At 43.7% G+C, this 25,556-nt stretch carries 30 protein-coding genes and 2 tRNA genes; 23 read left to right on the plus strand and 9 right to left on the minus strand.

What is annotated here, in order from left to right; all coding sequences use genetic code 11:
* The 4 genes from LBL30_00775 to LBL30_00790 all read right to left on the minus strand — a co-directional run.
* Window positions 1-463: CDP-alcohol phosphatidyltransferase family protein (locus LBL30_00775; GenBank protein MDR1031644.1), on the minus strand; the 463-nt coding region annotated here is incomplete at its 3' end.
* Between the two features lie 6 nt (window positions 464-469).
* Window positions 470-1,114, minus strand: a complete 645-nt coding sequence (locus LBL30_00780) for a phosphatidylserine decarboxylase (protein MDR1031645.1) — start codon at window positions 1,112-1,114, stop codon at window positions 470-472.
* A 30-nt stretch (window positions 1,115-1,144) separates the two neighbouring features.
* A complete protein-coding gene (hfq, locus tag LBL30_00785; GenBank protein MDR1031646.1) occupies window positions 1,145-1,441 on the minus strand; it encodes an RNA chaperone Hfq in 297 nt (98 codons plus the stop codon).
* 114 nt (window positions 1,442-1,555) lie between these two features.
* Window positions 1,556-1,632 (minus strand) — tRNA-Asp (locus LBL30_00790).
* Between the two features lie 130 nt (window positions 1,633-1,762).
* On the opposite strand from LBL30_00790, the gene phaC reads away from it, so the two are divergent.
* The 7 genes from phaC to LBL30_00825 all read left to right on the plus strand — a co-directional run bounded on the left by phaC (window position 1,763) and on the right by LBL30_00825 (window position 7,939).
* Window positions 1,763-3,571: a class I poly(R)-hydroxyalkanoic acid synthase gene (phaC, locus tag LBL30_00795; protein ID MDR1031647.1), complete on the plus strand. Its 1,809-nt coding sequence runs from the start codon at window positions 1,763-1,765 to the stop codon at window positions 3,569-3,571.
* 48 nt (window positions 3,572-3,619) lie between these two features.
* Window positions 3,620-4,168: a hypothetical protein gene (locus tag LBL30_00800; protein MDR1031648.1), complete on the plus strand. Its 549-nt coding sequence runs from the start codon at window positions 3,620-3,622 to the stop codon at window positions 4,166-4,168.
* A gap of 20 nt (window positions 4,169-4,188) precedes the next feature.
* Window positions 4,189-5,208: a S1 family peptidase gene (locus LBL30_00805; GenBank protein MDR1031649.1), complete on the plus strand. Its 1,020-nt coding sequence runs from the start codon at window positions 4,189-4,191 to the stop codon at window positions 5,206-5,208.
* Between the two features lie 76 nt (window positions 5,209-5,284).
* A complete protein-coding gene (locus tag LBL30_00810) occupies window positions 5,285-5,797 on the plus strand; it encodes a DUF1013 domain-containing protein (protein ID MDR1031650.1) in 513 nt (170 codons plus the stop codon).
* A gap of 99 nt (window positions 5,798-5,896) precedes the next feature.
* Window positions 5,897-6,664, plus strand: a complete 768-nt coding sequence (gene map / locus LBL30_00815; GenBank protein ID MDR1031651.1) for a type I methionyl aminopeptidase — start codon at window positions 5,897-5,899, stop codon at window positions 6,662-6,664.
* Window positions 6,665-6,669: 5 nt separating this feature from the next.
* Window positions 6,670-7,347 carry a DNA repair protein RadC gene (radC, locus tag LBL30_00820; protein ID MDR1031652.1) on the plus strand — a complete coding sequence of 226 codons (678 nt, stop codon included), beginning with the start codon at window positions 6,670-6,672 and terminating at the stop codon, window positions 7,345-7,347.
* A gap of 1 nt (window position 7,348) precedes the next feature.
* Window positions 7,349-7,939: an outer membrane lipoprotein carrier protein LolA gene (locus LBL30_00825; protein ID MDR1031653.1), complete on the plus strand. Its 591-nt coding sequence runs from the start codon at window positions 7,349-7,351 to the stop codon at window positions 7,937-7,939.
* A gap of 1 nt (window position 7,940) precedes the next feature.
* Here the strand turns inward: LBL30_00825 and tkt are convergent, their stop codons facing one another.
* The gene (tkt, locus tag LBL30_00830; protein MDR1031654.1) at window positions 7,941-9,854 is read right to left on the minus strand and encodes a transketolase; all 1,914 of its coding nucleotides are present in this window, start codon (window positions 9,852-9,854) and stop codon (window positions 7,941-7,943) included.
* 138 nt (window positions 9,855-9,992) lie between these two features.
* On the opposite strand from tkt, the gene pyrH reads away from it, so the two are divergent.
* The 8 genes from pyrH to LBL30_00870 all read left to right on the plus strand — a co-directional run bounded on the left by pyrH (window position 9,993) and on the right by LBL30_00870 (window position 17,222).
* On the plus strand, window positions 9,993-10,727 hold the full coding sequence (gene pyrH, locus LBL30_00835) for a UMP kinase (protein ID MDR1031655.1): 735 nt from the start codon (window positions 9,993-9,995) through the stop codon (window positions 10,725-10,727).
* Window positions 10,724-11,284 carry a ribosome recycling factor gene (gene frr, locus LBL30_00840; GenBank protein ID MDR1031656.1) on the plus strand — a complete coding sequence of 187 codons (561 nt, stop codon included), beginning with the start codon at window positions 10,724-10,726 and terminating at the stop codon, window positions 11,282-11,284. The genes pyrH and frr overlap by 4 nt, the downstream gene beginning before the upstream one ends.
* A 7-nt stretch (window positions 11,285-11,291) precedes the next feature.
* A complete protein-coding gene (uppS, locus tag LBL30_00845) occupies window positions 11,292-12,005 on the plus strand; it encodes a di-trans,poly-cis-decaprenylcistransferase (protein MDR1031657.1) in 714 nt (237 codons plus the stop codon).
* A 93-nt stretch (window positions 12,006-12,098) separates the two neighbouring features.
* Complete coding sequence (locus LBL30_00850; protein ID MDR1031658.1) at window positions 12,099-13,010, plus strand: tyrosine recombinase XerC; 912 nt, start codon at window positions 12,099-12,101, stop codon at window positions 13,008-13,010.
* Window positions 13,011-13,093: 83 nt separating this feature from the next.
* Complete coding sequence (locus LBL30_00855) at window positions 13,094-14,044, plus strand: class I SAM-dependent methyltransferase (protein ID MDR1031659.1); 951 nt, start codon at window positions 13,094-13,096, stop codon at window positions 14,042-14,044.
* A 184-nt stretch (window positions 14,045-14,228) separates the two neighbouring features.
* A complete protein-coding gene (gene infC, locus LBL30_00860; protein ID MDR1031660.1) occupies window positions 14,229-14,828 on the plus strand; it encodes a translation initiation factor IF-3 in 600 nt (199 codons plus the stop codon).
* A gap of 75 nt (window positions 14,829-14,903) precedes the next feature.
* On the plus strand, window positions 14,904-15,368 hold the full coding sequence (gene secB, locus LBL30_00865; protein MDR1031661.1) for a protein-export chaperone SecB: 465 nt from the start codon (window positions 14,904-14,906) through the stop codon (window positions 15,366-15,368).
* 39 nt (window positions 15,369-15,407) lie between these two features.
* Window positions 15,408-17,222 carry a hypothetical protein gene (locus LBL30_00870; protein ID MDR1031662.1) on the plus strand — a complete coding sequence of 605 codons (1,815 nt, stop codon included), beginning with the start codon at window positions 15,408-15,410 and terminating at the stop codon, window positions 17,220-17,222.
* Window positions 17,223-17,335: 113 nt separating this feature from the next.
* On the opposite strand, the gene LBL30_00875 is transcribed toward LBL30_00870, so the two are convergent.
* Window positions 17,336-18,175: a 3-hydroxybutyrate dehydrogenase gene (locus LBL30_00875; protein MDR1031663.1), complete on the minus strand. Its 840-nt coding sequence runs from the start codon at window positions 18,173-18,175 to the stop codon at window positions 17,336-17,338.
* Between the two features lie 203 nt (window positions 18,176-18,378).
* Between LBL30_00875 and LBL30_00880 the strand changes: the two genes are divergently transcribed.
* The 7 genes from LBL30_00880 to rplL all read left to right on the plus strand — a co-directional run bounded on the left by LBL30_00880 (window position 18,379) and on the right by rplL (window position 21,507).
* Window positions 18,379-18,455, plus strand: a tRNA-Trp gene (locus tag LBL30_00880).
* Between the two features lie 18 nt (window positions 18,456-18,473).
* The gene (gene secE / locus LBL30_00885) at window positions 18,474-18,683 is read left to right on the plus strand and encodes a preprotein translocase subunit SecE (protein MDR1031664.1); all 210 of its coding nucleotides are present in this window, start codon (window positions 18,474-18,476) and stop codon (window positions 18,681-18,683) included.
* Window positions 18,684-18,686: 3 nt separating this feature from the next.
* The gene (nusG, locus tag LBL30_00890; GenBank protein MDR1031665.1) at window positions 18,687-19,217 is read left to right on the plus strand and encodes a transcription termination/antitermination protein NusG; all 531 of its coding nucleotides are present in this window, start codon (window positions 18,687-18,689) and stop codon (window positions 19,215-19,217) included.
* A gap of 98 nt (window positions 19,218-19,315) precedes the next feature.
* Window positions 19,316-19,744 carry a 50S ribosomal protein L11 gene (gene rplK, locus LBL30_00895; GenBank protein MDR1031666.1) on the plus strand — a complete coding sequence of 143 codons (429 nt, stop codon included), beginning with the start codon at window positions 19,316-19,318 and terminating at the stop codon, window positions 19,742-19,744.
* Complete coding sequence (gene rplA / locus LBL30_00900) at window positions 19,744-20,442, plus strand: 50S ribosomal protein L1 (protein ID MDR1031667.1); 699 nt, start codon at window positions 19,744-19,746, stop codon at window positions 20,440-20,442. Before rplK ends, rplA begins: the two co-directional genes overlap by 1 nt.
* 153 nt (window positions 20,443-20,595) lie before the next feature.
* Window positions 20,596-21,108 (plus strand): 50S ribosomal protein L10, encoded by a 513-nt coding sequence (gene rplJ / locus LBL30_00905; protein ID MDR1031668.1) that lies wholly within the window; start codon window positions 20,596-20,598, stop codon window positions 21,106-21,108.
* 21 nt (window positions 21,109-21,129) lie between these two features.
* Window positions 21,130-21,507 carry a 50S ribosomal protein L7/L12 gene (gene rplL, locus LBL30_00910; protein MDR1031669.1) on the plus strand — a complete coding sequence of 126 codons (378 nt, stop codon included), beginning with the start codon at window positions 21,130-21,132 and terminating at the stop codon, window positions 21,505-21,507.
* A gap of 411 nt (window positions 21,508-21,918) precedes the next feature.
* Here rplL and LBL30_00915 read toward each other — a convergent pair whose 3' ends face one another.
* On the minus strand, window positions 21,919-23,055 hold the full coding sequence (locus tag LBL30_00915; protein ID MDR1031670.1) for a hypothetical protein: 1,137 nt from the start codon (window positions 23,053-23,055) through the stop codon (window positions 21,919-21,921).
* A gap of 627 nt (window positions 23,056-23,682) precedes the next feature.
* Here LBL30_00915 and LBL30_00920 point away from each other — a divergent pair.
* Complete coding sequence (locus tag LBL30_00920; protein ID MDR1031671.1) at window positions 23,683-23,931, plus strand: hypothetical protein; 249 nt, start codon at window positions 23,683-23,685, stop codon at window positions 23,929-23,931.
* A gap of 418 nt (window positions 23,932-24,349) precedes the next feature.
* On the opposite strand, the gene LBL30_00925 is transcribed toward LBL30_00920, so the two are convergent.
* Both LBL30_00925 and LBL30_00930 read right to left on the minus strand, forming a co-directional pair.
* A complete protein-coding gene (locus tag LBL30_00925; protein MDR1031672.1) occupies window positions 24,350-24,646 on the minus strand; it encodes a hypothetical protein in 297 nt (98 codons plus the stop codon).
* 478 nt (window positions 24,647-25,124) lie between these two features.
* Window positions 25,125-25,397 carry an HU family DNA-binding protein gene (locus tag LBL30_00930; protein ID MDR1031673.1) on the minus strand — a complete coding sequence of 91 codons (273 nt, stop codon included), beginning with the start codon at window positions 25,395-25,397 and terminating at the stop codon, window positions 25,125-25,127.
* Between the last annotated feature and the right edge of the window lie 159 nt (window positions 25,398-25,556).

The raw sequence follows: 25,556 nt of genomic DNA on the forward strand, positions 1-25,556 counted from the left end.
TCGGATCTCCGTTAAAAAAATTCTTCTCCCAGGGCGGCATTGTGGTGTTTAATGTTTGAATATTAAATCTCGCCAAGCGCAGAATGCTGCATACTAAATAAAAAAGGCACACGGCCCAACCATACGCCCCACTAACGTTTACAGAAAACAGGTATAGAACCAAGGCTGGAGAAGCGCCAAATGCAACAAAATCTGCCAAAGAATCAAGCTCTGCACCAAGTTGGCTTGAAGAATTCAGCAGGCGCGCAACACGTCCATCTGTGCCGTCCAAAATGGCCGCCCCAATAATACAAGCAACCGAGTATTTCCACCCTTCAGCGAGGGCAAACCTGATCGAACTAAACCCAAGGCACAGGGACATCAGGGTGATTGTATTCGGCACAATGCGACTTACAGGGACAAACGCCAACGGCTTTCTGCGTAACTTTTTACGCCTTTTGAAGTGTTCGTCGGCGCTGTCCATCGTCAGTTAAATTGTTCCAAGAACGGTCTCGCCCGCGACAGTAGTCTGCCCTTCCAGCACAGTAATTTCAGCTTTTATTGGCAAATAAACGTCAACTCGGCTGCCAAAGCGTATCATGCCGACCTTTTGTCCGGCTTTAAGCGCTTCACCTTCCCTTACGTCGCATCGTATGCGTCTGCCAATCAATCCGGCAATTTGGACAAAAGCAATGCTTGGCCCCTTGTCGGTTTTTAAGATAACCGCCTGACGCTCATTAAGTTCGCTGGCTTTGTCGAGGGAAGCATTAATAAACTTACCGGGCACATATACTATTCTTTGGATTACTCCTTTAATGGGCGACCGGTTAATGTGTACATTAAATATGCTCATAAATATGCTGATTTTTTGGCATTTATCATAATCTAACCCCAACTCACTTGGGCTGTTACATGTCGTAACAGACACAATGGTGCCGTCAGCTGGGCTTATGATGGCGTTTGGAATATCTGGTACAACCCGGACCGGATCGCGGAAAAAACCTAAGCACCCAACTGTTAACAGCGCGCCAATCCACCCTAAATGCGCACTCAGCAAAGAGCCAATCAATGCCGCAAAAGCAAACGCCCCAGCAAACAGCAGCCCTTCTCTATCCACAGATACTATACCCTGCATATCGTCCTCACTATTTTACCTAGATTATGTTTAATCGTCGCCGTCGCCTGAGTCTGCGATTTCGCTAGTCGCAGCCGCCTTGCCTGGTTGAGGCTGCGATTCATCACGCATATTCAAGACCCCTTGCGGTATTATCGTTGCGATGGCGTGCTTATATACCAAAACATTGTGAGTGTCTCGCCGAAGCATAAGCGAAAAGTTATCAAAGGATACCACTTTCCCTTGAAGCCTTATGCCGCTAGCCAGAAATACATTAACAATTACTTTGTCTTTACGCGCTGCGTTCAGGAATACATCCTGTACATTTTTGAAACTAGGCTCTGACATACTCTCTAACATCACCTTACGCAAACACCTGTTTCTGCTTATACCGAAGTGATCAAGATTTAACAATCCTTTTTAAAAAGAGAGGATACATTTTGAATTTACAAAATAAACTACTGGCGGGAGTGACGGGACTTGAACCCGCGACCTCCGGCGTGACAGGCCGGCGCTCTAACCAACTGAGCTACACCCCCGAATTTGACCAGAAAAGGCTAAGACATCCGGACCGTACAGTCAATGTCAAACTCGTCGTTAACGAGTTTTTGTATCATTCAGGGTTATTTTATATTAAATTTAATAAAATACTGTTGATGGGTCTTTAAAATGGCAGGTCAAGCCGCAAATACCGGCGAAAGCAATCAGGCACACGAGAAAGTCAGCGACTTTTGGGCTCAGCTTGCCAGCTTTATGATTCCGCCACCCTATGCTTTATCAAACGACTTGTTAAACTCGGTACTAAAACCTCAGTTGTTTATCAAGGCGATCAGCGACGGCAATAAAAAAGCGCTGGAAAGTCCAGAAAAGCTTAGGCAAGCCTATCAAGATATATTCATGAAATGGGTTGATCTAAGTGATTATCTAGTTAAGCGACTTAATGGACAAGATTTTGCCCCTAAAGTAACACCTTCGCGTGGCGACAGACGTTTCCGAGACCAGGCTTGGGAAGACAATCCGTTTTTGGATTTCGTTAAGCAGTGGTACCTGCTTTCTGTCGACTGGATCCGCAACATTTACGCCGACTTAGACCTTGATGATAAAACTAAACATATGATTGACTTTTTCATCAGGCAAGTAAGCGACGCTATGGCGCCATCTAACTTCGCTCATATAAACCCGGCGGTGATTAAAGAGGCGATGAAAAGCGGTGGAACAAATTTTCTTAAAGGCGTTGAGAACTATCTCAACGATATAAAGCGTGGCGACGGGATCCTGAATATCACGACTACTGATCAAGATTATTATAAATTAGGAACAAATCTTGCCGTTACCCCTGGTAAAGTAATTTTTCAGAACAAGATCATGCAGCTTATTCAGTACAAGGCCACAACCAACAGTGTGTATTCTGTGCCTATGCTAGGCATTCCGCCTTGGATCAATAAGTACTATATCCTCGACCTTCAGCCAGAAAACTCGTTCATCAAGTGGCTGGTTGACAGCGGGCATACGGTGTTTGTGGTTTCGTGGGTGAATCCAGATAAAAGCTGCGCAGATGCATCTTTCTGGGACTATATGAACTGGGGGATCAAAGTGGCGCTTGACGTTATCAGCAGCGTGACAAGCGAGCGTGATGTCAATGTCATTGGCTATTGCTTAGGGGGGACGTTACTGCTGGCGATGCTGGCCTACTATGCGTGTCCAGAGTGTAAAGAAAAGCTTGCCCAATCAATAAAAAGTATCACTTTACTGACGACCTTGACCGATTTTTCTAAAGCCGGAGATTTTACATTATTTGCGGATAAAGAACACCTAGACGCCATCGAAGAAATCATGAAAAAACACGGCATACTTGGTGGTCGTCATATGTTCAATACCTTCAGCGCTTTGCGCGCTAACGACATGATTTGGTCGTATTTCGTGAATAATTATATGATGGGTAAGAATCCCTTGCCCCACGACATACTATACTGGAACGCAGACTATACGAACCTGCCTTATAAATTGCATAACTTTGTCTTGCGCAAATTATATAATGAAAACTTATTAACAAAGCCGGGGGGGCTTAAATACAACAACGTCCATATAGACCTCAAAAATGTAAAAACCCCGGCTTGCGTAGTGTCTTGTAAGCTTGACCATATTGCCCCATGGACGGCAACGTATTCTGCCATAAAGTTACTGGGCAGCGTGCCAAAGTTCATTTTGTCAGAGTCTGGCCACATAGCGGGAATAGTTAACCCACCCAGCAAGAAAAAATATGGCCATTGGACCAATGACAAAGCCTTCGCTAACCCCAACGAGTGGTTTGACGCGGCAATTTCGCACAGCTCGTCTTGGTGGCTAAGCTGGTTGGATTGGCTTAAACCATATAGCGGCGAGAAAAAAGCCTCGTCAAGCAAGCTGGGCAACGACCGATTCCAACCGATAGAAGATGCGCCAGGAAGTTATGTTAGTACGGCAGCGCCTGTTGTTTAGGCTTGTGAGTTTGTTAAATATGAAATTGTATGTAATGGGATCTGTAAAATGGTGAAATTATTAAAAATAATAAGTATTTGCTGTTGGTTAGTGACAATTGCTGACCTGACGGCCTCGCGAAACGCTACCAAGGTGAGCGCATATGGTGTTGATCATGCCTCAGAGCAAGCTGCTCATACAGCTAAGAGCAAACAAAAAGCGCAAGAAGTGGTGGATGTGCATCATATAATGCTGCATCATGGCGTTGTGTCGCTCGAACACTCTGGGCAGTCGACTCTACATAAGCAGCATGCTAAGCAGTTAAGTGTCGAACAAGAGCATTTCACAAGGCAAGCCGCTAAATTCCGCAGATTATCAGTACAGTCTAGCAATCCAGAAACAGCTAAGCATCTTAAAACATTGGGTGATCATTCGGAAGAGCTTGCTAAAGTTTATCAAAAAAAGGGCGAATACCATGAAAAGCTTGGTGAGCTTCATGAGAAAATGGCGCAAAATAACCTGGAAATGTCTGAGCAAAGCTCACATCTGAAAAAATCGACACAGCGCTCTGGTGAGCTGCATAGACAAGCAGCGAGCACGCACCAAAAACTGCGTTGATTTGGGATATCACCATGAAAATGAAAAATAATTTTATAATGTGCGCTGTGTACGGGCTAACCGCGCTTGCTGCTTGCGCTATAACTTTTGTTGGCACGGACGTTGAGGAGCCCGCTTTAATAGCCAGAGCTAATCAAAAGGTTCAGGTTTGCCTGATCATCTGCGAGCTTAAGGAAGGTAATAAGGTTTTCAGAACCGTAGGAACAGGTACAGTAATTACTATACCTTCCGGCAAGAAAGCCGTGCTTACCGCGGCTCATGTAGTTGATGGAACGGGCAGCGTCAGGGTTGAGTTTTTTGTAAAAGGGCGCATTATTCCGTCCAAGGTCAGTAAAATCATCAAATATCCGCGCTATTTAGACAAAGGAGTTGTTGATCCAGAGTCGCTCAAAACCGATTTTGCCTTGGTTTTTTGCGATATTCCCAGCTCGATCACGCCCATTTGCCTAGGGCCAACAGATTTGTCGGAAATCGTGAAGAAAGCTAGTAAGCACTTCTTTGCCACTTTTATAGGCTATGGCGACCACGGCGTGCTTGGCAGCAATGGTTTCGTCGCATTTAAAGATACTGGCAGGGTAAAACGATATATGGGATGTCCGATCGAGCTGTCGCCACAGACCAAGTTAGAGATCTATGCGAATTTACTACAAGAATCTTTTAGTAAAGATCTGGCTCGGCAATTGCGAGAAACCGCAAGTAACATAAAGTCTGATGACAAAGTATTCTGTAAGATGCATAAAGAATTGAATAAACGTGGATTCAAGCTTGATTTTGGCCCTAAGCATTTACCTGACGCAGTTATTCTTCAAATCCCTCCGTATAAAAGCCGTAACGTTTCAGTAAGCATGGCAGGGTTCACAAATCACGGAGACAGTGGAGGCCCGTTATTTATGGGCGATAGCAATAATGTTGTTGGGGTTTGTGTAGCCGGTCGGCCTGGAAATGAAAAGTCGTATCATTTTACGCGCTATCAAAGTTTCTTTAACTCCTTCGCCAATTACGATGTCTTTCAGTGGATAGAGAAGAATTTAAGTTCATAAACGCATGAATTAACCTTGAAATAAAACTTCTTGTCGGGGTATCATTAAGTCTCTTTTTTTGGAATGCAAGTTTGTTATGAGTACCCCTATAATGCCGTTAGCCACAGCTGTGTGGCTTGTTGACAATACGTCCCTTACGTTTCAGCAAATAGCTGACTTTTGCGATATTCACCTTCTGGAAGTTCAAGCCATAGCTGATGGACAGTCGGCGATTGGTATCAAAGGCGTTGATCCGGTCTCGCTGGGACAGCTAAGCAAGGAAGAGCTGACCAGGTGTGAGAAAGACCACTCGGCAAGCCTAGCTAAGCCAGAGCTAAGTCGCTCTACCCGGGCAACTGCTAAGCCAAAGATTACTCGCCAGGATAAAATCAGGGCGGTTTGTTGGCTGGTACGAAATTACCCAATTGCCAGCGACGGTGAGATTTGTAAGCTTGTTTCAACAACAAAGTCGACAATTAATACAGTTCGAGACGGAACCCATCCTGCCCTTCACGACATAAAGCCTGCCAGCCCAGTACAGTTGGGCATATGTTCGCAAAAAGATTTGGATAAGCTGCCGAGATTAGCCCCCGACCATTTGGTTGCCTAATTAGGCTTACTGACATGCGCATAAGGTTACCGAAGGTCTACCCCAAAATTGCCGTTTTGAACCTAATGATTTGCGTATGTTATTTTTGGTGAAGACTAGGTGACAGATTCATTTACAGGTATGCGTGCTGCTGGGAAATTGGCGGCAATGACGCTTGATTTCATAACCCCTTATGTGCAGGCCGGCGTTACAACCGAATATTTAGATGAAATTTGTCATAGATTTATGACGGACAATGGTGCCATACCGGCTACGCTGGGATACAATGGATACCCCAAATCAACTTGCATTTCCCTAAATGAAGTTGTGTGCCATGGCATTCCATCGCCAAGAAAGCTGGCGGATGGAGATATCCTGAATATTGACGTCACAGCTATTCTTTATGGCTGGCATGGCGATACAAGCAGGATGTTCTATGTTGGCGCGCCAAGCGTTGCAGCTCGGCAACTGGTTGAGTCAACTTACAAGGCCATGATGCTGGGAATCAATGCCGTCAGGCCAGGGACTACCACAGGCGATATTGGACACGCGATTCAGACATATGTTGAAAGCAAGAATTATTCGGTTGTAAGGGATTTCTGCGGTCATGGCATAGGACGTGAATTCCATACAGAGCCGTCTGTTTTGCATTTTGGTCGTCCTAAAAAAGGGGCAGTTTTGCACGAAGGTATGACATTTACGATTGAACCCATGGTTAACTTAGGAAAACGCAACGTTGTAATCCTTGATGATGATTGGACGGCGGTTACTGCGGACGGGTCGCTGTCCGCCCAGTTTGAGCACACAGTCGGTGTGACAAAATCTGGCGTAGAGATCTTCACTTTATCTCCCAGGGGGTTTAATTTTCCCCCATACAGCAGCGTTTAGACACAATGAAAGAATTATCCAGCGGACATCGCAAGCGGCTTAAAGAACGATTTGCAAAAGCTGGCGGAGATGGGATCTATGACTATGAGCTTTTAGAAATGCTGTTGTATTTGGCAATTCCACGCAAGAATACTAAGCCGATTGCCAAACTGCTTATTGAGAAATTTAAGACCCTTAGAGGTGTGCTGTATGCAGACCCCAGTTTGCTTAAGAATTCACACAGAATTGGCGATGCATCCATACACGTTTTTGCTCTGATTAAAGAATGCATTATAAGATCTTCGCGGGAAGAGATAACCAAAACAGACCTTATAAGCTCGTTTGACAAGGTTGTTAATTACTGTCAGCTGTCGATGGGTTGCCTTACGCGTGAGCAGCTGAAGATTCTGTTTCTCGACAATAAGAATTACTTAATCTCTGACGAGGTCTTGCAGGAAGGAACCATTAACAGCACGGCCCTGTATCCTCGCGAGATTTTAAAGCGGGCGTTTGATAACGCCGCCGCCTCAATGATTATAGTTCACAATCACCCAAGCGGCGATCCAACGCCTTCTGCGCGCGATATAGAAATAACAAAAACCTTAATAGAGCTGGGCAAGCAAGTATGTTTGAAAGTACAAGATCATATTATTATCGGCCGTCAAAGATACAAGTCACTGAGACGCTTAGGGCTTATGGACTGATATGATCAAAAACCTAAAAATTGTTCTGGTCGTTTTTGCCGTCTTTTGCTGTAAAGCTTATTCAAATCCAGTAAGCGCCGAAGAACGAGAGTTCTATATATCTCAAATAGAATCATTTTTTGACAGCATCAAGGCAATGAAGGCTAAGTTCATTGAAGTAAGCAGTACAAAAGGCGTCGCGTCAGGCGTCTTCATGATAATGCGACCGTATATGAAGGTACAGTACGAAAATCCGCACCAGAATGTGATTATTGCAGACGGCAAGAACCTTTACCACTGGGACAGTCAGCTGGAAGAACAGTCCAAATATGATATAATTTCATCCCCTATCGCCGCCTTACTTGGTAAAAAATTAAACTTAAAAAAAGACACGGTTGTTAAGGCGGTTAAACAAGACTCTGCCAAAGTATGGATTAGCCTCAGCCTCACGGCCTACTCGGGCGTAAAGTCAATTGTGTTGGTCTTTGCTAAAAAGCCATTTTCGCTTATTCAATGGATACTGATAAACGATCGTAATGATACTGTTGAAGTTACTTTGCAAGATATCAATCTTAAAGCTAAGCTTAGCCAAGCTGATTTCAGCATGAAATAGCTTAAGTAGACCGCAGTACTGCCCTACACCTGTCAGCGATGTGTTGAGGCGTAAGGCCGAAATGTTCGTATACGTCGCTGCATGGGGCTGAGATACCGAAGTCGTCGATACCTATACAGCGGTCTATACTACCGGTATATTTTGCCCACATTGCGGTGGAGCCAGCCTCCAAAGATACTACTGGGGCGCAACCAAGCACCTTTGTCTTGTATTCCTGGCTTTGCTGGTCAAACAGCTCACAACAGGGCATTGATACCACTGCAACGTTAATGCCTTCGCTAAGCAGTAATTTACTCACAGATAAAGCAAGGCTTACTTCTGAGCCGGTGGCAAGCAAAGTCAGGTCTCTGTTACTCGATGATTGCTCAGCGGCTTTTCCCAATATATAAGCGCCAAAACTGCATAAATTTTCATCTCTATAATCATTCATCTGCGGCAAATCCTGACGCGACAGGATAAGCGCAGACGGCACATGGCGGTTTTTTACGGCCAATTCCCAACATTCAGCGGTTTCAATACTGTCCGCCGGACGCATTACATTTATCCCTGGTATAAACCGCAGTCCTGTAAGCTGCTCAATAGGTTGATGAGTCGGACCGTCTTCGCCTACCCCAATTGAATCGTGGGTGAAAACGTATATAACCCCAAGCTTCATCATCGCGCTCATCCTGACGCTTGCGCGCATGTAGTCGGAAAAGCACAGAAATGTGCCGCCATAAGGGATAATGTTTTCATCATACAGCGCCAAGCCGTTCATAATGCCGCCCATGGCGTGCTCACGGATGCCGTAATGTATGTATTGGCCGTGGTGGTTCTCTGCGGTTATGACGCGCATGTCTTTGCCTTGCGTGCCGTTGGACGGGGTCAGGTCTGCAGATCCGCCAATCAGCCCCGGCAAGATTGGAGACAAAGCGCTTATCACACTTTGCGATGCTTTACGGGTTGCTGTGGGCTTTTGGCTGCTCGCAAACTCTTTTTTCACCTGCGTTATGATCTTTTTTACTTCATCTGGTGAAACGGCATCTGATTTATTGGCTGCAAAAGTTCTGCGTCGCGAGCCAACTTGCCGCCAGGCTGAAAGAATATCAGCGGGAATTACAAACGGCTCTGCTGTCCAACTGAAGGCCTTACGCATCTGCGCCACTTCATCCTTCCCTAAAGGCGAACCATGGCAGCCGGAAGTGCCAGCTTTTGTCGGCGCGCCGTAACCAATCGTCGTTCTGCAGGCGATAATTGACGGCCTAAGGTCATTTTGTGCCGCCGAGATTGCAGCGATAATCTCTTGCTCATTATGGCCGTCTATACTTTGATAATGCCAGTTATAAGCGCCAAAGCGCATACGAACATCGTCCTTGCAGGTTATATCTGTTGGACCGTCAATAGTGATATGGTTATCGTCAAACAGTACTATAAGCCGGCTAAGCCCTATGGCCCCCGCAAACGAGGCCGCTTCGTGTGAGATTCCCTCCATAAGATCCCCGTCCCCGGCGATAACGTAAGCGAAATTACCATTCCCCTTTGTCCTTTCAGCCACAGCCATTCCAACCGCATTCGCTAAGCCCTGCCCCAGCGGCCCTGTTGTTGACTCTACCCCTTCCAGCAAGCCATACTCAGGATGTCCGCCGCACTTTGATCCCTTCTTGCGAAAGCTTTTTATATCTTCAAGCGTTATCCCCTTATATCCAGTCAAAAACATAAGCGCATACAGCAGCGCGCTGGCATGTCCAGCCGAAACAATCAGCCTGTCCCGATCTGGACGCAAATGGTCTTCAGGATCGAACTTTAAAAAATCACGAAACAGAATACTTGCTACATCAGCAAATCCTAAAGCTACGCCCGGGTGGCCAGAGCCGGCATTCTCGATCATATCTGCTGCCAAAAATCGCACGGCATTGGTCATTTCTTTAAAGTTCATATCAGCCCTCATAACACAGCTCGATTATTAGCAAACGCCAGCTTGCGTTGAAAGTTAATAGTTAGTTAAATTAAGTTTTTCCTTGCACAAAACATTATTACCATCTAGATTGTGGCCGTTCGTGGCAAAAGGGCTTTTGTGAGCTTTTTCGATCGCAAATTTAAGCGCATTTTGTTGAAACTTTCTGGCGAGGCCCTTATGGGCACGCGCGATTATGGCATAGACTATGAATATTTATTTAAACTGGTAGAAGCCATTGCTGGGTTAGCAGACACCGGCGTCCAGCTTGCCATAGTCGTTGGCGGAGGGAACATCTATCGTGGCTCTCGCGGGGTAGAGTACGGTGTTTCCAGGGTTAACGGCGACTTTATGGGGATGTTGGCTACTGTGATTAATGCCATCGCTATTCACAGCGCTTTGAACAAGCTGGGTAAGGAATCGCGCGTTATGTCCTCAATTCGTATGCAGGAGGTATGCGAGCCGTATATTAACCACCATGCGCATAAGCACCTTAATAAAGGGCGCATTATAATATTATCGTCTGGTATAGGGATTCCTTTTCTGACCACAGATACTGCCGCGGCGCTCAGGGCCGTAGAACTTGAATGCGAGCTGATGCTTAAGGGGACTCATAAGGTCGACGGAGTGTATAACTGTGACCCACATAAAGACGACGAGGCTGTTTTCTTTGAAAAAATCAGTTACTCTGAGATTCTTGAAAAGAACCTTAAATTCATGGACGCATCTGCAGTAACAATAGCGCGTGATAACGACCTGCCTATGGCGGTTTTTTCAATAGAAAACCCATTAAACCTGTTGGATGTGATTTGTGGCAAGTGTAGGTGTTCGTTTATTTCTGGAGGAAAAGATTGAGCGAAGAGTTATTGGCAGACTTAAAAAAGCGCATGGCTGGCAGCCTGGACGCTTTGCAACGTGAATTTAAAGCCGTCAGGACCGGCAGGGTTTCGACTGATATACTTGACGGTGTGCGTGTCGAAGCGTATGGGAATGACCATATGCCGCTTAACCAGCTTGCCTCTGTCAGTGTTTTAGATGCGCGTACGCTTGGGGTTCAGGTCTGGGACCGCGAACAGGTAAAGGCGGTTGAGCGCGGGATAAGCGAATCTGGGTTGGGTCTTAATCCGGTGGTGGAAGGTACAGTTATGCGTATCACAATTCCCGATATAAGCGAGGAGAGAAGGAAAGAGCTGCTTAAAGTTGCTTCCAAACATGCCGAGAATGCACGCATTTCAATCCGAAATATACGTCGCGACGGAATGGAAGCGATAAAGCGTAAGGAGAAAGATAAAGAAATCTCTGAAGACGAGCAGAAGCGTTTTTCCGCCCAAATACAAAAACTTACCGACGACTTAATAAAGCAAACCGACGAAGCGTTTGCTGCCAAAGAAAAAGACATTATGCGCGTGTAAATACCGTATGACTGATACTGATAAAGTTATCCCGAATCATGTAGCAATTATTGCCGACGGCAACAGACGTTGGGCCAAAGCTAACGGCTTGCCGAGTAAACATGGCCACAGAAAAGGTTTCGACGCGCTGGAGATATTGATCAATGCAGCTGCGTCAAAAGGTATTAAATTCTTTACGTCGTTTATTTTCTCTACCGAAAATTGGCGGCGTACTCAGGAAGAAGTTGATTACTTGATGGATCTACTGGAAGAGAAAATCTTATCTCGCAAAGTTGATGAATACGCAGACAAAGGATACAGGGTCAGCGTTATTGGGGATCGCAGTACTCTTCGTCCCAATATTGTCAAAGGAATAGAGCGCGCCGAGAACCTGACCAAAGACAACGATATTATAACGGTTGTGTTTGCGATTAATTATGGGGGGCGGCTTGATATCACAAACGCCGTACGCAATATCTGCAGGAAAGCGCTGGACGGGGAAATCAGCCCAGAAGCAATCGATGAAAGCACAGTAAGCAACGCTTTATACACAAACGGCATTCCCGATCCAGATATGCTAATCCGTACTGGAGGCGAGTATCGTATCAGTAATTTCTTATTGTGGCAGTTTGCATATACCGAGATGTTTTTCTGTGACAAGCTCCTGCCAGATATGGGAAAGAATGATTTAGATGAGGTTTTAGCCGCCTATGCACAAAGAAAACGTCGCTTTGGACAGTAAAAGCCAATCGATTTCACTGAAGAAAAATAAATATACCTTTGATAAAAGCAATACGTCTATAATTGCTCTTTAGCGAGCTTATCTAAGGTTGCTATGAATGACAGCATAAAAGGCTGGATACGGTGGCTGGAGGTAGAGAAAGGGTATTCTCATAACACAATTACCTCTTACAGGATTGATTTTGTGAATTTTGCTCAGTTCATATCAGAGCACGCCGAAATTGACATAGAATCTAATGCCTGCGATATGAAGGCTGCTGATTTAAGAGCATGGCTGTCTTCGAGAATCAGGCAAGGCCACAGCGCCAGGTCAAATGCGCGAGCGCTTTCTTCTGTAAAATCGTTTTTTTCCTGCTGGCTTCGTCGCGGAAAGGAAATCCCCGAATTCGTGCTTAAGTTCAGGGCGCCGAAGATTATTCCTTCGCTCCCAAGACCACTGACGCAAAGCCAAGCGCGTAATGTTATTGAATATAAAGAACATACCAAAATTCAATGGATTGCTGTACGCAATAACGCTTTGCTAATCCTGCTGTATGGTGTGGGGCTTAGGATTAACGAGGCTTTGTCGCTGAACCATACAGACATAGACCTTGCCAGAAAAGAAGCCCTTGTCAACGGCAAAGGAGGTAAGCAAAGGCGCGTTCCACTTTTGCCGAAGGTGTGCAACACGTTACGTCAATATATTGAGCTCTGCCCATATCCTCGTTCCCCATCTGATCCAGTGTTTTACGGAGCTAGGGGCAAACGCCTTGGGGCAACGGTATTTGAAAGGTATGTATCTAAGATAAGGCAAGCGCTTAATCTGAAAGAATCGGCTACGCCCCATGCTCTCAGGCACAGCTTTGCCAGTCATCTGGTTGCAAACGGGGCAGGAATCCGCACTGTGCAGGAGCTTCTTGGACATGCAAGCTTAGCCAGTACTCAGGTTTATACTGACATATCTGACGCAAGGCTAATGGAAATTTACCACGAAACCCATCCGCTTAGCAGAACGGTGGATAACTGAGCATTGGTGCGATTGATTTCCTTAGTTTTAAGCCTACGGCCGTGTTATCCATCAATAAAGTAATATAATTTGATGTTTTTACCGTGATTTATAAACTGAAAGAACTTCTTAAGCGCAGCACTGCCTTAAAGATAGGTGTGTATATATATCGCAATGCTCTTGCAAATATAGACAGACTTTTCAAGCATTGTATACTGAAATTGGACGATGGAGCAACTCATAAAGTCTTATCGATAGATGAATCGCTGGCATACATCAAAAGCGTTTTTAATGATTATAAAAAGGTGTCTGGCAAAGAAAAATTTTATGGAAAAGTGCTGGAATTGGGGCCTGGAGATAGCGATGGTGTTGGCTTGCTGTTTTTAAGCGATGGGGCTTCTCATGTTGATCTCGCAGATCGTTTCTACTCGGCAAGAGATTCGGAACAACAAAAGCGTATTTCTGACTGTTTAATGGCTGAGTATCCTAGATTATCACAGTTAAAACCTGATTTAGACAAATATTTGACTAGATATTATGGAGAAGATGCTAGCGGAGAAAAATTTTTCGATAAGCGCGAGGGTGGGTACGACATGATAGTATCACGTGCCGTGCTTGAGCATGTTGATGACCCTGAGCTTGTGATAAGAAAGATGTATACCTCTTTGAACCAAGAGGGATGTTTGATTCATAAGGTCGACCTTAGAGATCATGGCATGTTTTCGCCAGGCAAGAGCGCTGTAAAGTTCCTTGAAGTGCCTGGGTTTTTATATAAGCTGATGACTTGTGGCTCTGGACTACCCAACAGATATTTGTTTCACAGATATAAACAGCTCTTACAATCACTAAACCCCAACGTTAAGTTCTTCTGCACAGGGTTACATGGAGTTGATCCTTTTCAAGAAATCTATAAAATGGATAGCATTCCTGCGGAGCTGGAAAATCACGCAATAACTTTTATCGATAGCAACAAACATCTATTTGCCAAAGAATCTAAAAAGGTTCCAAGTAAAGATTTGGCGATTTCCAGTTTCTTTTTCGTTCTTGAAAAGTAAAAAATTATCTCACACGTTTTATTCACAAAAAATGTGCATATGTTTGTTAAAAAGTCTTTTAAGGTGAATTTGCGATTAGAGTTAGGTGCTATGTCTATTTTTTAACAGGTTGGGCTTAGACGAGTAAGTAGTGACACATCAACAACGACAGCTTTGATAAATTGCCTAGCATCTTAGTTTTTCCTTGATTTTAATCGGCGCAGCTTTTAGCTGTAATAAGGTATTTAATAGGATAAGGAAGAGGTTTTTTATAGTTTACGTTCCTGCGTCTTCGGACAGTAAGCACAAAGTAAATCGCGGCATTACTGCTGTGCGTGTTTTGGTGATCGATGAAAACGGCGATACGCTTGGTGCGCTTAGTCGAAACGAGGCTTTAGACCGGGCCGCAGAGGTTTCTTTGGATCTTGTAGAAGTTTCGCCTAATTCTGATCCGCCGGTGTGCAGAATCATGGATTATGGGAAGTTTAGATATGAATCTAAAAAAAAGAAGACTGAAGCAAAGAAAAATCAAAAAATAGTAAACATAAAAGAAATTAAGCTAACGCCTAATATTGGCGAGCATGACTATCAAGTAAAAATGGCAAGCCTTAAAAAATTTATAGCATCAGGAGATAAGGTAAAAGTAACCTTGCGCTTCCGAGGCAGAGAGCTTTCTCATAAAGAGCTTGGTGAAAAGCTGATAGACCGAGTTTTGCAGGAATGCGAAGGGTTTGCAAAACCAGAGGATTTGGCCAAAATGGAAGGAAAGCAAATGGTTATGACTTTATGCTCAGTCAAGGCTTAATGGCAGCGCCAAGGTTATTCTTGCCTGACCGGCATATGAATGATAGTAATGACATAAGCATAGGTTTAGGAAAAAATGAGTAAAGATAAAGAATCGCAAGTAAAGGGAGAGACTGGCTCAGAGCCGTCTATGGTGATTATTGCCCAATTCGTTAAGGATTTTTCTTTTGAGAACCCTAATCCAACAGCGCTCATGAGCGGAGAATCGGCCATTCAGCCTAACATCAATGTAAACTTCAAGGTTGATGTTAAAAGTACCTCCAAGGACGTTTACGAAGTGTCGCTCTCAACTACTATAAACGCCAAGCAAGCAGATAAGCAGATGTTTTTGCTGGATCTGTGCTACGCGGGGCTGTTTAGTCTTTCTAATATGAATCAGGAAATGCTTGATATGGTAAGTAATGTTGAATGCCCCAGAATTTTGTTCCCATTCCTCAGAAGCATAGTTGCGAACGCTACCGCCGATGGAGGATTTGCTCCACTTTACTTATCGCCTGTAAATTTCCTGGAATTTTATAACCAGCAAGTGCTAGGTAAGTAAATCTTACTCGGCAATCGGCGTTATATTCTGGAGGTCAAGATGGATGCTAAAACCCTTCATATCACGCGCATAGATAACATAGATACCTTTGATGTGAAAAATGACGCGATTCTTATGCCTGTCTGCATTGCCAATGCTGCGTTACTGGAAAAATATCCTGAACTTATGGATTTGAATTTCAAAGATCCGTTTCCGACTGAAGATCAGAGAGAGAGCATCTACCAGCGGATTATAAGGTTCTCTGAAGATAAATGCCGCGACCTAAGAGACCGCATAGCTGGCAAATGCTCAGTTTCTTACCCAGAACATATATTGAATTTCATATATGGCTACAGCATATTTTCACTGACTATAGAGGTGACTTACAGATACCATGCTATTAAAGATCAATTGAAAGATCTGGAAGGAGATCACTTTATTGTTAATACGGTTAATGCTGATTTTCCACGCAGATATACGCAAAATTACCAGTATTTTAATAATCTAACTGGTTCGCTTGGCTATCAAGAATGGCTGACGGCAGCGATTTTAGAACATGTAAACGACCCTAGAATAAAAATCGTACGCTCTCGTAGTTGGAACCCTGTGCCAGAGGATTATTTGCAAACTTCATTCACAGAACGTTTGTGCGGATTGTTAAAATCAAGCTCAACATGGAAGAAGCCTTGGCGTATTGCCTACTTCGCGACAGACGAAGCTTGGAAGACGCTGCCGAAAAAATACAAGCTGTTCGATCAAATCCGGTCAATGGATAGCATTATGTCCGTTGCGTTTTCTCTGGTTCTGTTTATAAAAAGCCTTTGCAAAACTACCCATAAGTTTGTGGTCCCTGCTGATACTAAAGCGCTGGCGATTCCTAGCAACGACGCATTTGATGAAGTAAAGCCATTAGTTAACGAAATCCTAGACAGGGTTTTTGATTTCGAAAGAATTGTTGATGATTTTCATGCAAAAATACAGGCAAACATTAAAAATTTACCAAAAAGAACTAGCGATATTTTCAACAGAACGTCTTTTGCAAACGACGATTTGGCGTTTTATCAAGCTGCGGCAATGCTTGCGGGGCATCGGTTGTTCTTTGTCCAACATGGATCAGATTATGCCACTCTAAAACGACACCCAACGGGAAAGATCATAGAAGATAGGGGAACCGGCTTCGTCTTTGCTGGACATACGAAACATCCAAATTACAAATCTCATACAATATCAATGCCGTCGGCATTTTTTTCGCGATATATACACAAAAAACTGCCTAAATACGATGATTTAGTTTTCGTAACTACGGTTTTTTATCAAGAAATGGAATGTGTTTCTACACGGAGAGGTGATGTTTTTCATGCTTTGAAAGATGGGGCGAGCTTTATAAATGAACTTTCTGAAGAGATTAGACCGCATCTGATCTTCAGAGACCATGCAAACTACAGAGCTTGGTGTCCTTACTTTAGCCATACCGAATATCTAAAGCGCCGAATTAAGGATTTGCGCTTCTTAGACGAAGGTGTTGATGTTTCTAAAAGAATGTTGGGCAGCAAGCTAATAGTGTCAAATTATACTAGCACTTTTTGGTACGAAGCTATGGCTACAAACGTTCCTATGATCACTTATCCAATAGATTATGGCTATAACGGCCTAGTACCTGAGGTAGAAGAATTTTACGGTCGTCTAAAAAAAGCTGGTATCATGCACGGCAACTATAAGAGCGCTCTAAATAAGGTTCACGAGATTTGGCCGGATGTGGATTCCTGGTGGCGTTCTAAGGAAATTCAGCAATTGAGGGATGAATTTTGCTATCGCTATGCTTGGCCTAGCAAAATCTGGCGACGTGATTGGTTAAAATTCCTCTGGAATCTTTAGCAAGTCTTCTCAGCTCATTGCTAAAGTCATTTGATTTTTTAAAATCCTGACTGTAGCTTCCAATCATAGCGACAGCCGCTTATTCTGAATCTTTCCATACGCTTCTTTACAGGCTATTGAGCAGTCCAGCCCCCATCTATGACCAGCTGAGACCCTCGCATTTGATTGGCTGCCGGAGTACAAAGGAAAATGACCACTTGCGCAATTTCTTTCGGAGTTACAAACTTACCTGACGGGTGCTTTTCCGCCACCAAAGCACGCCGCTCTTTCTCTATAGAAGCACCTTTTTGTCGCGCTCTGTCTTCGATTTGCTTTTGTACCAGAGGGGTCAAGACCCACCCAGGACAAACGGCATTGCAGGTAATATCACTGTCGGCTGTTTCCAGAGCGGTAACTTTGGTCAGCCCAATAATTCCGTGTTTAGCCGCGACATAGGCCGCTTTATTAACAGAAGCCACCAACCCGTGAGTTGAGGCGATATTGATAATACGTCCCCAGCCTTTTTTCCTGAAATAAGGCAATGCCAAACGAGTGGTGAGAAAAGACGCGGTTAAATTCACGGCAATGATGTCATTCCATTCATCGACAGGAAATTCTTCAATAGGATGTACGCGCTGAATGCCGGCATTGTTGACCAAAACATCCAGTCCATCAAACGTTCTTTCAATTCCCCTGAACATATCTTTTATTTCCGCTGGATTTCTCAGATCGGCGCCATGATAAATTACTTTTGTTCCAAAAGCAGACACTTGCGCAACGGCGGCGTCTACGTCTCCAAATCCATTCAGGACGACATTATATCCGGCTTTAGCCATCTCGATAGCAATACTCAGTCCTATTCCGCTGATCGAGCCAGTAATAAGAGCTGTTTTTCTTTTTTCATAATGAGGCTTTGGAAATGCGGTATCTATGCTGAAAAACGCAAAAATAATCAAAACAAGCACTCTTTTCATAGTCTTAGCCTCCATTAACAAAGCCATTTTATAGCAGAATAGCGCAGCATTTTAATAAACATCAATATTATTTCTCCATGGAAGGTAATACAGTCAGTCGCGCTTATATTTCCGCTATATTAATAGCACCCTCATCAGTCCACTTCGCCCTTTACAATCCTGGATATCTTTCGTAGACTTCCGCTTTAGGATGATGGTTTTGTAGGGGCGTAGCGCAATTGGCTAGAGCAGCGGTCTCCAAAACCGCAGGTTGTGGGTTCGAGTCCTTCCGCCCCTGCCAACGTATTAAGCTGTTAATTTGAATGGAGTTACTGTGGAGATTAATCCAGCAAAGTTTATAAGAGAGGTTCGCAGCGAAATAGGCCGAGTGACATGGCCTAGTAGGCAAGAGACAACCTCCACGACCATAGGGGTTTTTATTATGGTTTTTGTCGCGATGCTGTTTTTTATAGCGTCTGACCTGGTCATATATAATGTCATAAAAAAGCTTATAGGCCTGGAGGTGTAGATTATGCCTATGCGCTGGTATGTGTTGAATGTCTATTCCGGCTTTGAGAAAAAAGTCGTGGGGGATATTCGTGAGCGAGCTGAAAATAAGGGCTTGACGTCTTTTTTTGGGCAAATGCTGGTTCCGTCCGAGGATGTGATCGAGGTAAAGCGAGGAGTCAAAACCTCTACTGAAAGATGCTTTTATCCTGGATATATACTCGTCGAGATGGATATGAACGACGAAAGCAACTATTTAGTTAAGACTGTCCCAAGAGTAGGAGGGTTTCTTGGCTCAAAATCTAAGCCAATGCCGATTACTGCGGCCGAAGTAGATCGCATCCTGAACCGAGTGGCCGAGAGCGTGTCTCATCCCAAAAATACAATTATATTTGAGATTGGGGAAAAGATCCGTGTGTGCGAAGGGCCGTTCAATACATTCAACGGAATAGTTGAGGAAATTGATCAAGAAAAAGAGCGCTTGAAAGTTTCGGTTTCCATATTTGGAAGGCCAACCAATGTTGATTTGGGCTTCTATCAGGTTGAAAAAACTTAAGGCCGTATACAATCTTCGCTATGACCTCCTATTGTAAAGTTTAAAGCCTTATGATAGAAAGACACTTAATATATCTAATAGCACATTGAGATATCTTAATGGCCAAGAAGATCGCCGGTTACATAAAGCTTCAGATTCCTGCGGGCAAGGCTAATCCTTCTCCTCCGGTTGGCCCAGCTTTAGGTCAGCGCGGGCTTAATATCATGGATTTTTGTAAGGCTTTTAATGCCCAAAGCCAGAATATGGAGGCCGGTATGCCGATTCCGGTTGTAATTACGGCTTATGTAGACAAAACGTTTTCGTTTGTAATGAAAACGCCCCCGGCAACGTTTTTTTTGAAAAAAATGGCAAAAATTGAAAAAGGGGCCAGCGCTCCTGGCAGAGGCTTTGTTGGGCGCGTTACTTCAGATCAGATAAGGGAAATCGCTCGTTTGAAAAAAGCAGACTTGAACGTCAATGATGAAGAAGCGGCCATGCGCATGATTGAAGGATCGGCGCGTTCTATGAGCTTGGAGGTAGTTAGCTAATGGCTAAACTTTGCAAAAGACTTAAGAAAATCCACGAATTGATCGATTTTGATCATTTTTACAGTTTATCGGAGGCAATCGCCGTTCTGAAGAAAGGCGCTCCTTGTAAGTTTGATGAGACGGTCGATATTGCGGTCAATTTGAACATAGATCCACGTAAAACTGAACAGAACATACGCGGCATGATAACGATGCCGAACGGCACCGGCAAAAGCGTACGAGTTGCGGTTTTTGCTAAAGGCCCTAAGGCTGATGAAGCTAAAGCCGCCGGGGCAGATCTTATTGGCGCTGATGATTTAGCTGAATCAGTTTCTGGCGGAAAAATAGACTTTGATGTTTGTATCGCCACACCTGACATGATGGGCGTAGTTGGAAAGCTTGGTAAGTTACTCGGTCCAAAGGGGCTTATGCCTAATCCAAAGCTTGGTACGGTTACTCAGGATGTAGCCACGGCGGTTAAGTCGGCAAAAGGCGGACAGGTGGAATATAAGCTTGAAAAAGCTGGCATTATTCACGCCGGTATATGCAAGCTAAGCTTTGATGCAACGGCCATTGAAGGCAATATCAAAGCCTTTTTGGGCGCGGTATTAAAAGCCAAACCTACTGGCGTTAAAGGTTCCTACTTGAAAAGGGTGTCGGTTTCGACTACTATGGGGCCTGGTATACAGATTGATGTTTCGAGCGTCGCATCGGATTAGCGGCTTTTGAAGCGAGTGTTCCCCGGAAAATAGGGGAAGTGTATAGGATTCTGTCTAAGACCGCTGGTGCTTTCGGCTTAATTTCCAGCGCAGATGGCGATCGGTTCTTTCGTCCATGTCTTGACAAATCTTGATTTTTAAGGTGAAGGTGAAATGGACCGCGTCCAAAAACAACAGTTTATTGACAAGCTTAAGGAAGTCTCATCTGAGGCCAACCTTGCGGTACTGGTCAAATACAATGGGCTGACCGTCGCAGAAGCGCTGGATTTAAGAAATAAAATGCGGACTGCTGAGGCGTCTTATGTTGTCATAAAAAATACGCTTGCCCGTATCGCGTTATCTGAAACTAAGTTTGGTTCGATGACGGATCTTTTTAAGGGACAGACGGCTCTTGCTGTCTCGCAGTCGCCGGTCGCTGCGGCAAAGGTTGCCGTTGAGTTTGCTAAAGAGTTTGAAGAAAAGTTTGAGATCATTGCCGGGTGTATGGACGGCCAAATGCTATCCACAGCCGATGTAAAGATGTTGGCTTCGCTGCCTTCACTCGACGGACTTCGGTCCAAAATTATTGCGGTTATTTCTGCCCCTGCGCAGAAGATCGCAGCCGTCCTGCAGGCCCCCGCTGGACAGTTGGCTCGTGTGTTTGGGGCTTATTCAAGTAGAGGTTAGTTTTTTAGTGGAGAACAGGATATGAGTGCAGATTTAGATAAAATTATCGATACGCTTTCTAAGCTTACTGTATTGGAAGCGGCAGAATTGAGCAAAAAGCTGGAAGAGGTTTGGGGGGTCAGCGCTGCAGCCCCGGTTGCGGTGGCGGCTGCTCCTGCTTCAGCGGCCGCTCCCGCTGCGGAAGAGAAAACAGAGTTTAACGTGGTTTTGACTGACGTTGGCGCCGAAAAGATCAAGGTTATTAAAGTGGTAAGAGAAATAACCGGCCTTGGCCTAACTGAAGCAAAAACCTTGGTTGAATCTGCTCCAAAGCCTTTGAAGGAAGGGGTAAACAAAGACGAAGCTGCGGAGATTAAGAAAAAAGTCGAAGAATCCGGCGCCAAAGTTGAGATAAAATAGACGCCGTCTATATATGCGATTCGCAGAGAGAGCGTCGGTTAAGCAAAAGGTTGTGTACGTACCCTCTTTATACAAAGCTTTTTGGCAAGAGCATTCTAAATGCGAGCGGCGGAAATGCATTTAAATTTTGTCTTTAAATCGTTCGATACTGCTATATAAACGCCGCTTCTGCTGAATAACCCTTTAAGCAGGTTGTATCACTTAAATATGCATGTTCTTTTCTCAATTCAAAGCTAGCTACCTACTTAAAAGCTTAGGAAAAAGCAATATTTCATAAACAATATAAACAGAGATTGACGCCTAGTTGTGAAAAAGTGCATTCAAGATACAATTGAATTCGACTGCAATAAAAAAACCACCCACTGGGTATAGCGGATGGTTTTAGTTCTTTAAGTTTTCGCAAACTTATTTTTACTTCTTACCAAAAGCAATCGCTGTGAATGAAGTAGCGGGATCTAAGCAAGGCCTCCGCATACAATGAGTTCTATTTTCGATATCAAATATTGCGCCATCGTCTCCTACTGCAACAAACCGCCTGCCGTTAAAAGCTACTCCATTAAGCCTATGGTGCTGACGAGCTCTAAAATACTCTCGCAGCCAAAGCTGACTCCAATCGGATCCGTCTTGACTGAAAATTATTTGCTCATTTCCCACTGCAACGAACCATTCATTGCCATAAGCAATCCCATATAGCCAACTCTCAGGATCCATATCATTCAAAAAAATCTCTCTCCATTCAAATCCATTTTGGCTTATTGCTATTGCATTTTTAGCCCCTATTGCAACATATATTCCATTACCATAGCAAACTCCAAAAAGATCATGATCGATATGTGAATTCTGTTGCGGCCAATCAATATAATTCAGGCTAGTCAGAATTGTGCCTCCTTGTCCTACAGCAACCCACAAGCCTTCTCCAAAAACGACTCCATTTAAATGCTTAGTAGTACCAGAATTTTGTTGCGTACAGTCTTTTCCATTTGGACTAGTCAATATTACGCCTTCGACTCCTACAATAACAAAACATTCCATACCCCAAGCAACGCCGCTTAGGTTTGCGCCGATACCAGAGAATCGTTGTGTCCAATTAACACCATTTGGACTAGTTGCGAACTTGCCATAATCTCCTACCGCGACAAATAGTTTAAACCCATAAGCAATCCCCCGCAGCGCCCAAGTGGTACCTGAGTCCACTAACTGCAAATTTAGTCGCATAGAGCCATCATGGCCTGCCACGACAAACAGCTCATCATCGATCATAGGTTTAGGGAGACTAGGAAGATCTAGGACAGTTTCTAGCACGCTTCGAAGAGGAGTATTTGCGGGCAGACCGAGAGTAGCTATTAAAGGCCTTAAAACACCATCAAGACCAGCAACTTCATTAACAATTTCTCTAACATCTTGGCCAATTTTGCCCAAAACAGCCCCGGCCCTTCTTATATTTTCAGCATCTTCTGCCTCTGGTGAAGACGGAACAAGCGCAGCGTTAGAGCTAGATACAATCAGCCCTGCCGACAGGCAAAGCATACTTTTCAAAAAACGATTCATTTTCCTCTCCTTAGTTAAAAAACAACTAAGACTATATATAAACACAAAAACCTTATCAGTCAAGTATTTTTTTTAATTTGATGATATTTTTTTACTTTTCCGGCTGAAAACCAAGGCTTGGTTCGTATAAAATACACTGCATAAAATATTCTTTCCGATGCGCTCTCGTGAAGGCGAGAGCCAGTTGGGACGTCTAATCATATAGCTCTAATCTATTTTTAAGCACAGCTATAAAGGTATTTTGCGGTTATAGCCCTCTTCTAATTTTGCACACCTTTTCTTTGTCTTCGCTATAGACGTCACATAGATTCACAAAATTACACTAGTTATAATATACCCTTGTTGAACTTTTCATTAAAAAGCCATTTTAGATAAATAAAATTCGTCTAATGTAGAAATATATTCATCGAGCAGTCCTACATATGCGTGTGTATGAACTGTTGCTATAGGTTTAGATTTTTAATGGACCAATCTCTTACTCTCAATAGCAGTAATACTCAATGGACCCGGGTAATAATTAACTTTATCTAAATAAAGCGAAACATCTTTATACAAAAAGTCCATATAAATTAACTTTTTATTCATAATGGCATGATAATTTGTCTATTATAGATAAGAGGAAGAATGATGAATAAAAAACTTTTACTTAGCATGGCTGTTGTTGGGGCTTTCTGTTCTGATGTTTGTTTGTCAGATGTTGAACAAACGAATCCAGCTCCATCAAATACAGCTGAATATCAGCATAACCTAATGCAAAAAATGAAAAACGGAAAGGCTGGACCTCGCCTTTTCTCAAATCAATTCTCAGTTACCTCACCAATGCTTGGAGCAAGTGTATCGGGAAGAAGAGAAGGCTTTCCTGTCAAGTTAAGATAGTCCTATAATTATAGCCAAGTCTTTGCATTTAACTAAAGGCTTGGCTATACCCCCTTCAATAAGGTCTTGAGTGTTATGGTGTATTGAGGGTTGTGGCAATATATAATCAGCCTAGCCTAGGATCCACTGATCCTACATCTAGGCTGCTGGTAAGCCAAGGTTTTGACTTAGACTAAGGTTACATTATCTATGATACCCCTGGATTAGTCGTATTGGCCTACCTGTAAAACTATGTTAGCTTTGCTTTAACGTATTCGCTGCAGCTAAAGCGTTTATCTATAATCATCCCTCTAGCTCGGTTATGCCGCCTATGGTTTTTGCGTTTTATAATCGCGCAGGAATTTCTGCGCATCTGGCGATAATCTTTCTACTGCAAAGCACCAGACAGCTTAACTAATAACAAGCATACTCTTGTTCATCATTGATGATTATGGGTATGCGATCCATTATGATGGCTATGACCATGATGACCATGACGATAACGACCATGATGAGGATAGGGATGGGTCTTGTTGCTATCATGCTTGTCTGAGTGCTCTCCAGCATGCTGACTTGAACTCTTTCCAGAGTGCTTGTTTGAGCTTTCTCCAGCATCACTTATGTGATCTTCTTGCACATTTGCCTCCGCTGGATTTGCCTCCACAGCTGACCAGCAAACATCAAAGCAGACAGTTCCACCAATAACAGCCATACTCAATAAAAGTTTCTTATTCATGTTATTCCTCTTAATCTATGAGCTGAAAACTATCAGATCATTATGAACAAAAGGTTAATTGCAACAGGGCTTTTTTTTAAATACATTTCACTTTATTTAGCAAGAAGTGATTATTGCCTGAGAGCCTATTTAAGTATCACTGCCCAGGATGTATTTATCAGCTTAAGGCGTCTTTATTGATTAGACGGGCACGAGTAAAGATGAAGCGTCGCAATCCTCTAAATGCTTAGGTAGGTTAGCCAAGAACCCTAAGTGATGCGTCGTTGAATTGCTCAAGAGACTAAAGGGCTCTCTAAATAAATATACTCCTGCATGAGGCAAATCGTATCAATCTAAAGCTGCCTCACTAATGAAAATAAGTATGAACATCATGGATAAAAAGCTACAAGCTTCCAATTTCCGCTTTGGCTCAACTAACTCTTTACAGAAACGAAAGAACGGACGCTGCATGACAGTTGTCCGCTCTTGAAATATCAGCTCAGGCCACTGTGTCTTTCAAAGATTTGCCAGCCCTGAACTTAGGAAGCTTGGCCGCTGGAATCTTAATTGCTGCTCCAGTACGTGGATTACGACCTTGCGTCGCTGCACGCTTGGATATGTAAAAGCTTCCAAAACCAACCAGACGAACTTCATCGTTCTTCTTCAAAGCGGTACCTACTGCCTTCACAAAAGAATCCACTGCCTTGGTCGCATCAGTCTTAGTAATATCCGCATCATTGGCTATGAAAGCCACTAGTTCATTCTTGTTCATAAACATCCTCTTAATAAACACCAAGCGCACTCTGCTCTACACCCCAGCGCAACGTCAAGGCCGATTTTGCAACCAATCAACCTAAAAACCCACTATTCCTCAATTCCTCTCCCCACACGTTGCCCCCATAACACACTTCTCAAATAATTAATTAAAATT

It is taken from the genome of Holosporales bacterium (genome assembly GCA_031263535.1).
GTDB lineage: Bacteria > Pseudomonadota > Alphaproteobacteria > UBA3830 > JAIRWN01 > JAIRWN01.

What these genes read in the sequence shown, in the direction of transcription:
- LBL30_00780 (MDR1031645.1), bottom strand. Translation starts at nt 1,114, where the DNA reads ATGCAGGGTATAGTATCTGTGGATAGAGAAGGGCTGCTGTTTGCTGGG.
- hfq (MDR1031646.1), bottom strand. Translation starts at nt 1,441, where the DNA reads ATGTCAGAGCCTAGTTTCAAAAATGTACAGGATGTATTCCTGAACGCA.
- phaC (MDR1031647.1), top strand. Translation starts at nt 1,763, where the DNA reads ATGGCAGGTCAAGCCGCAAATACCGGCGAAAGCAATCAGGCACACGAG.
- LBL30_00800 (MDR1031648.1), top strand. Translation starts at nt 3,620, where the DNA reads ATGGTGAAATTATTAAAAATAATAAGTATTTGCTGTTGGTTAGTGACA.
- LBL30_00805 (MDR1031649.1), top strand. Translation starts at nt 4,189, where the DNA reads ATGAAAAATAATTTTATAATGTGCGCTGTGTACGGGCTAACCGCGCTT.
- LBL30_00810 (MDR1031650.1), top strand. Translation starts at nt 5,285, where the DNA reads ATGAGTACCCCTATAATGCCGTTAGCCACAGCTGTGTGGCTTGTTGAC.
- radC (MDR1031652.1), top strand. Translation starts at nt 6,670, where the DNA reads ATGAAAGAATTATCCAGCGGACATCGCAAGCGGCTTAAAGAACGATTT.
- LBL30_00825 (MDR1031653.1), top strand. Translation starts at nt 7,349, where the DNA reads ATGATCAAAAACCTAAAAATTGTTCTGGTCGTTTTTGCCGTCTTTTGC.
- tkt (MDR1031654.1), bottom strand. Translation starts at nt 9,854, where the DNA reads ATGAACTTTAAAGAAATGACCAATGCCGTGCGATTTTTGGCAGCAGAT.
- uppS (MDR1031657.1), top strand. Translation starts at nt 11,292, where the DNA reads ATGACTGATACTGATAAAGTTATCCCGAATCATGTAGCAATTATTGCC.
- LBL30_00850 (MDR1031658.1), top strand. Translation starts at nt 12,099, where the DNA reads ATGAATGACAGCATAAAAGGCTGGATACGGTGGCTGGAGGTAGAGAAA.
- secB (MDR1031661.1), top strand. Translation starts at nt 14,904, where the DNA reads ATGAGTAAAGATAAAGAATCGCAAGTAAAGGGAGAGACTGGCTCAGAG.
- LBL30_00870 (MDR1031662.1), top strand. Translation starts at nt 15,408, where the DNA reads ATGGATGCTAAAACCCTTCATATCACGCGCATAGATAACATAGATACC.
- LBL30_00875 (MDR1031663.1), bottom strand. Translation starts at nt 18,175, where the DNA reads ATGAAAAGAGTGCTTGTTTTGATTATTTTTGCGTTTTTCAGCATAGAT.
- nusG (MDR1031665.1), top strand. Translation starts at nt 18,687, where the DNA reads ATGCCTATGCGCTGGTATGTGTTGAATGTCTATTCCGGCTTTGAGAAA.
- rplK (MDR1031666.1), top strand. Translation starts at nt 19,316, where the DNA reads ATGGCCAAGAAGATCGCCGGTTACATAAAGCTTCAGATTCCTGCGGGC.
- rplA (MDR1031667.1), top strand. Translation starts at nt 19,744, where the DNA reads ATGGCTAAACTTTGCAAAAGACTTAAGAAAATCCACGAATTGATCGAT.
- rplJ (MDR1031668.1), top strand. Translation starts at nt 20,596, where the DNA reads ATGGACCGCGTCCAAAAACAACAGTTTATTGACAAGCTTAAGGAAGTC.
- rplL (MDR1031669.1), top strand. Translation starts at nt 21,130, where the DNA reads ATGAGTGCAGATTTAGATAAAATTATCGATACGCTTTCTAAGCTTACT.
- LBL30_00915 (MDR1031670.1), bottom strand. Translation starts at nt 23,055, where the DNA reads ATGAATCGTTTTTTGAAAAGTATGCTTTGCCTGTCGGCAGGGCTGATT.
- LBL30_00920 (MDR1031671.1), top strand. Translation starts at nt 23,683, where the DNA reads ATGAATAAAAAACTTTTACTTAGCATGGCTGTTGTTGGGGCTTTCTGT.
- LBL30_00925 (MDR1031672.1), bottom strand. Translation starts at nt 24,646, where the DNA reads ATGAATAAGAAACTTTTATTGAGTATGGCTGTTATTGGTGGAACTGTC.
- LBL30_00930 (MDR1031673.1), bottom strand. Translation starts at nt 25,397, where the DNA reads ATGAACAAGAATGAACTAGTGGCTTTCATAGCCAATGATGCGGATATT.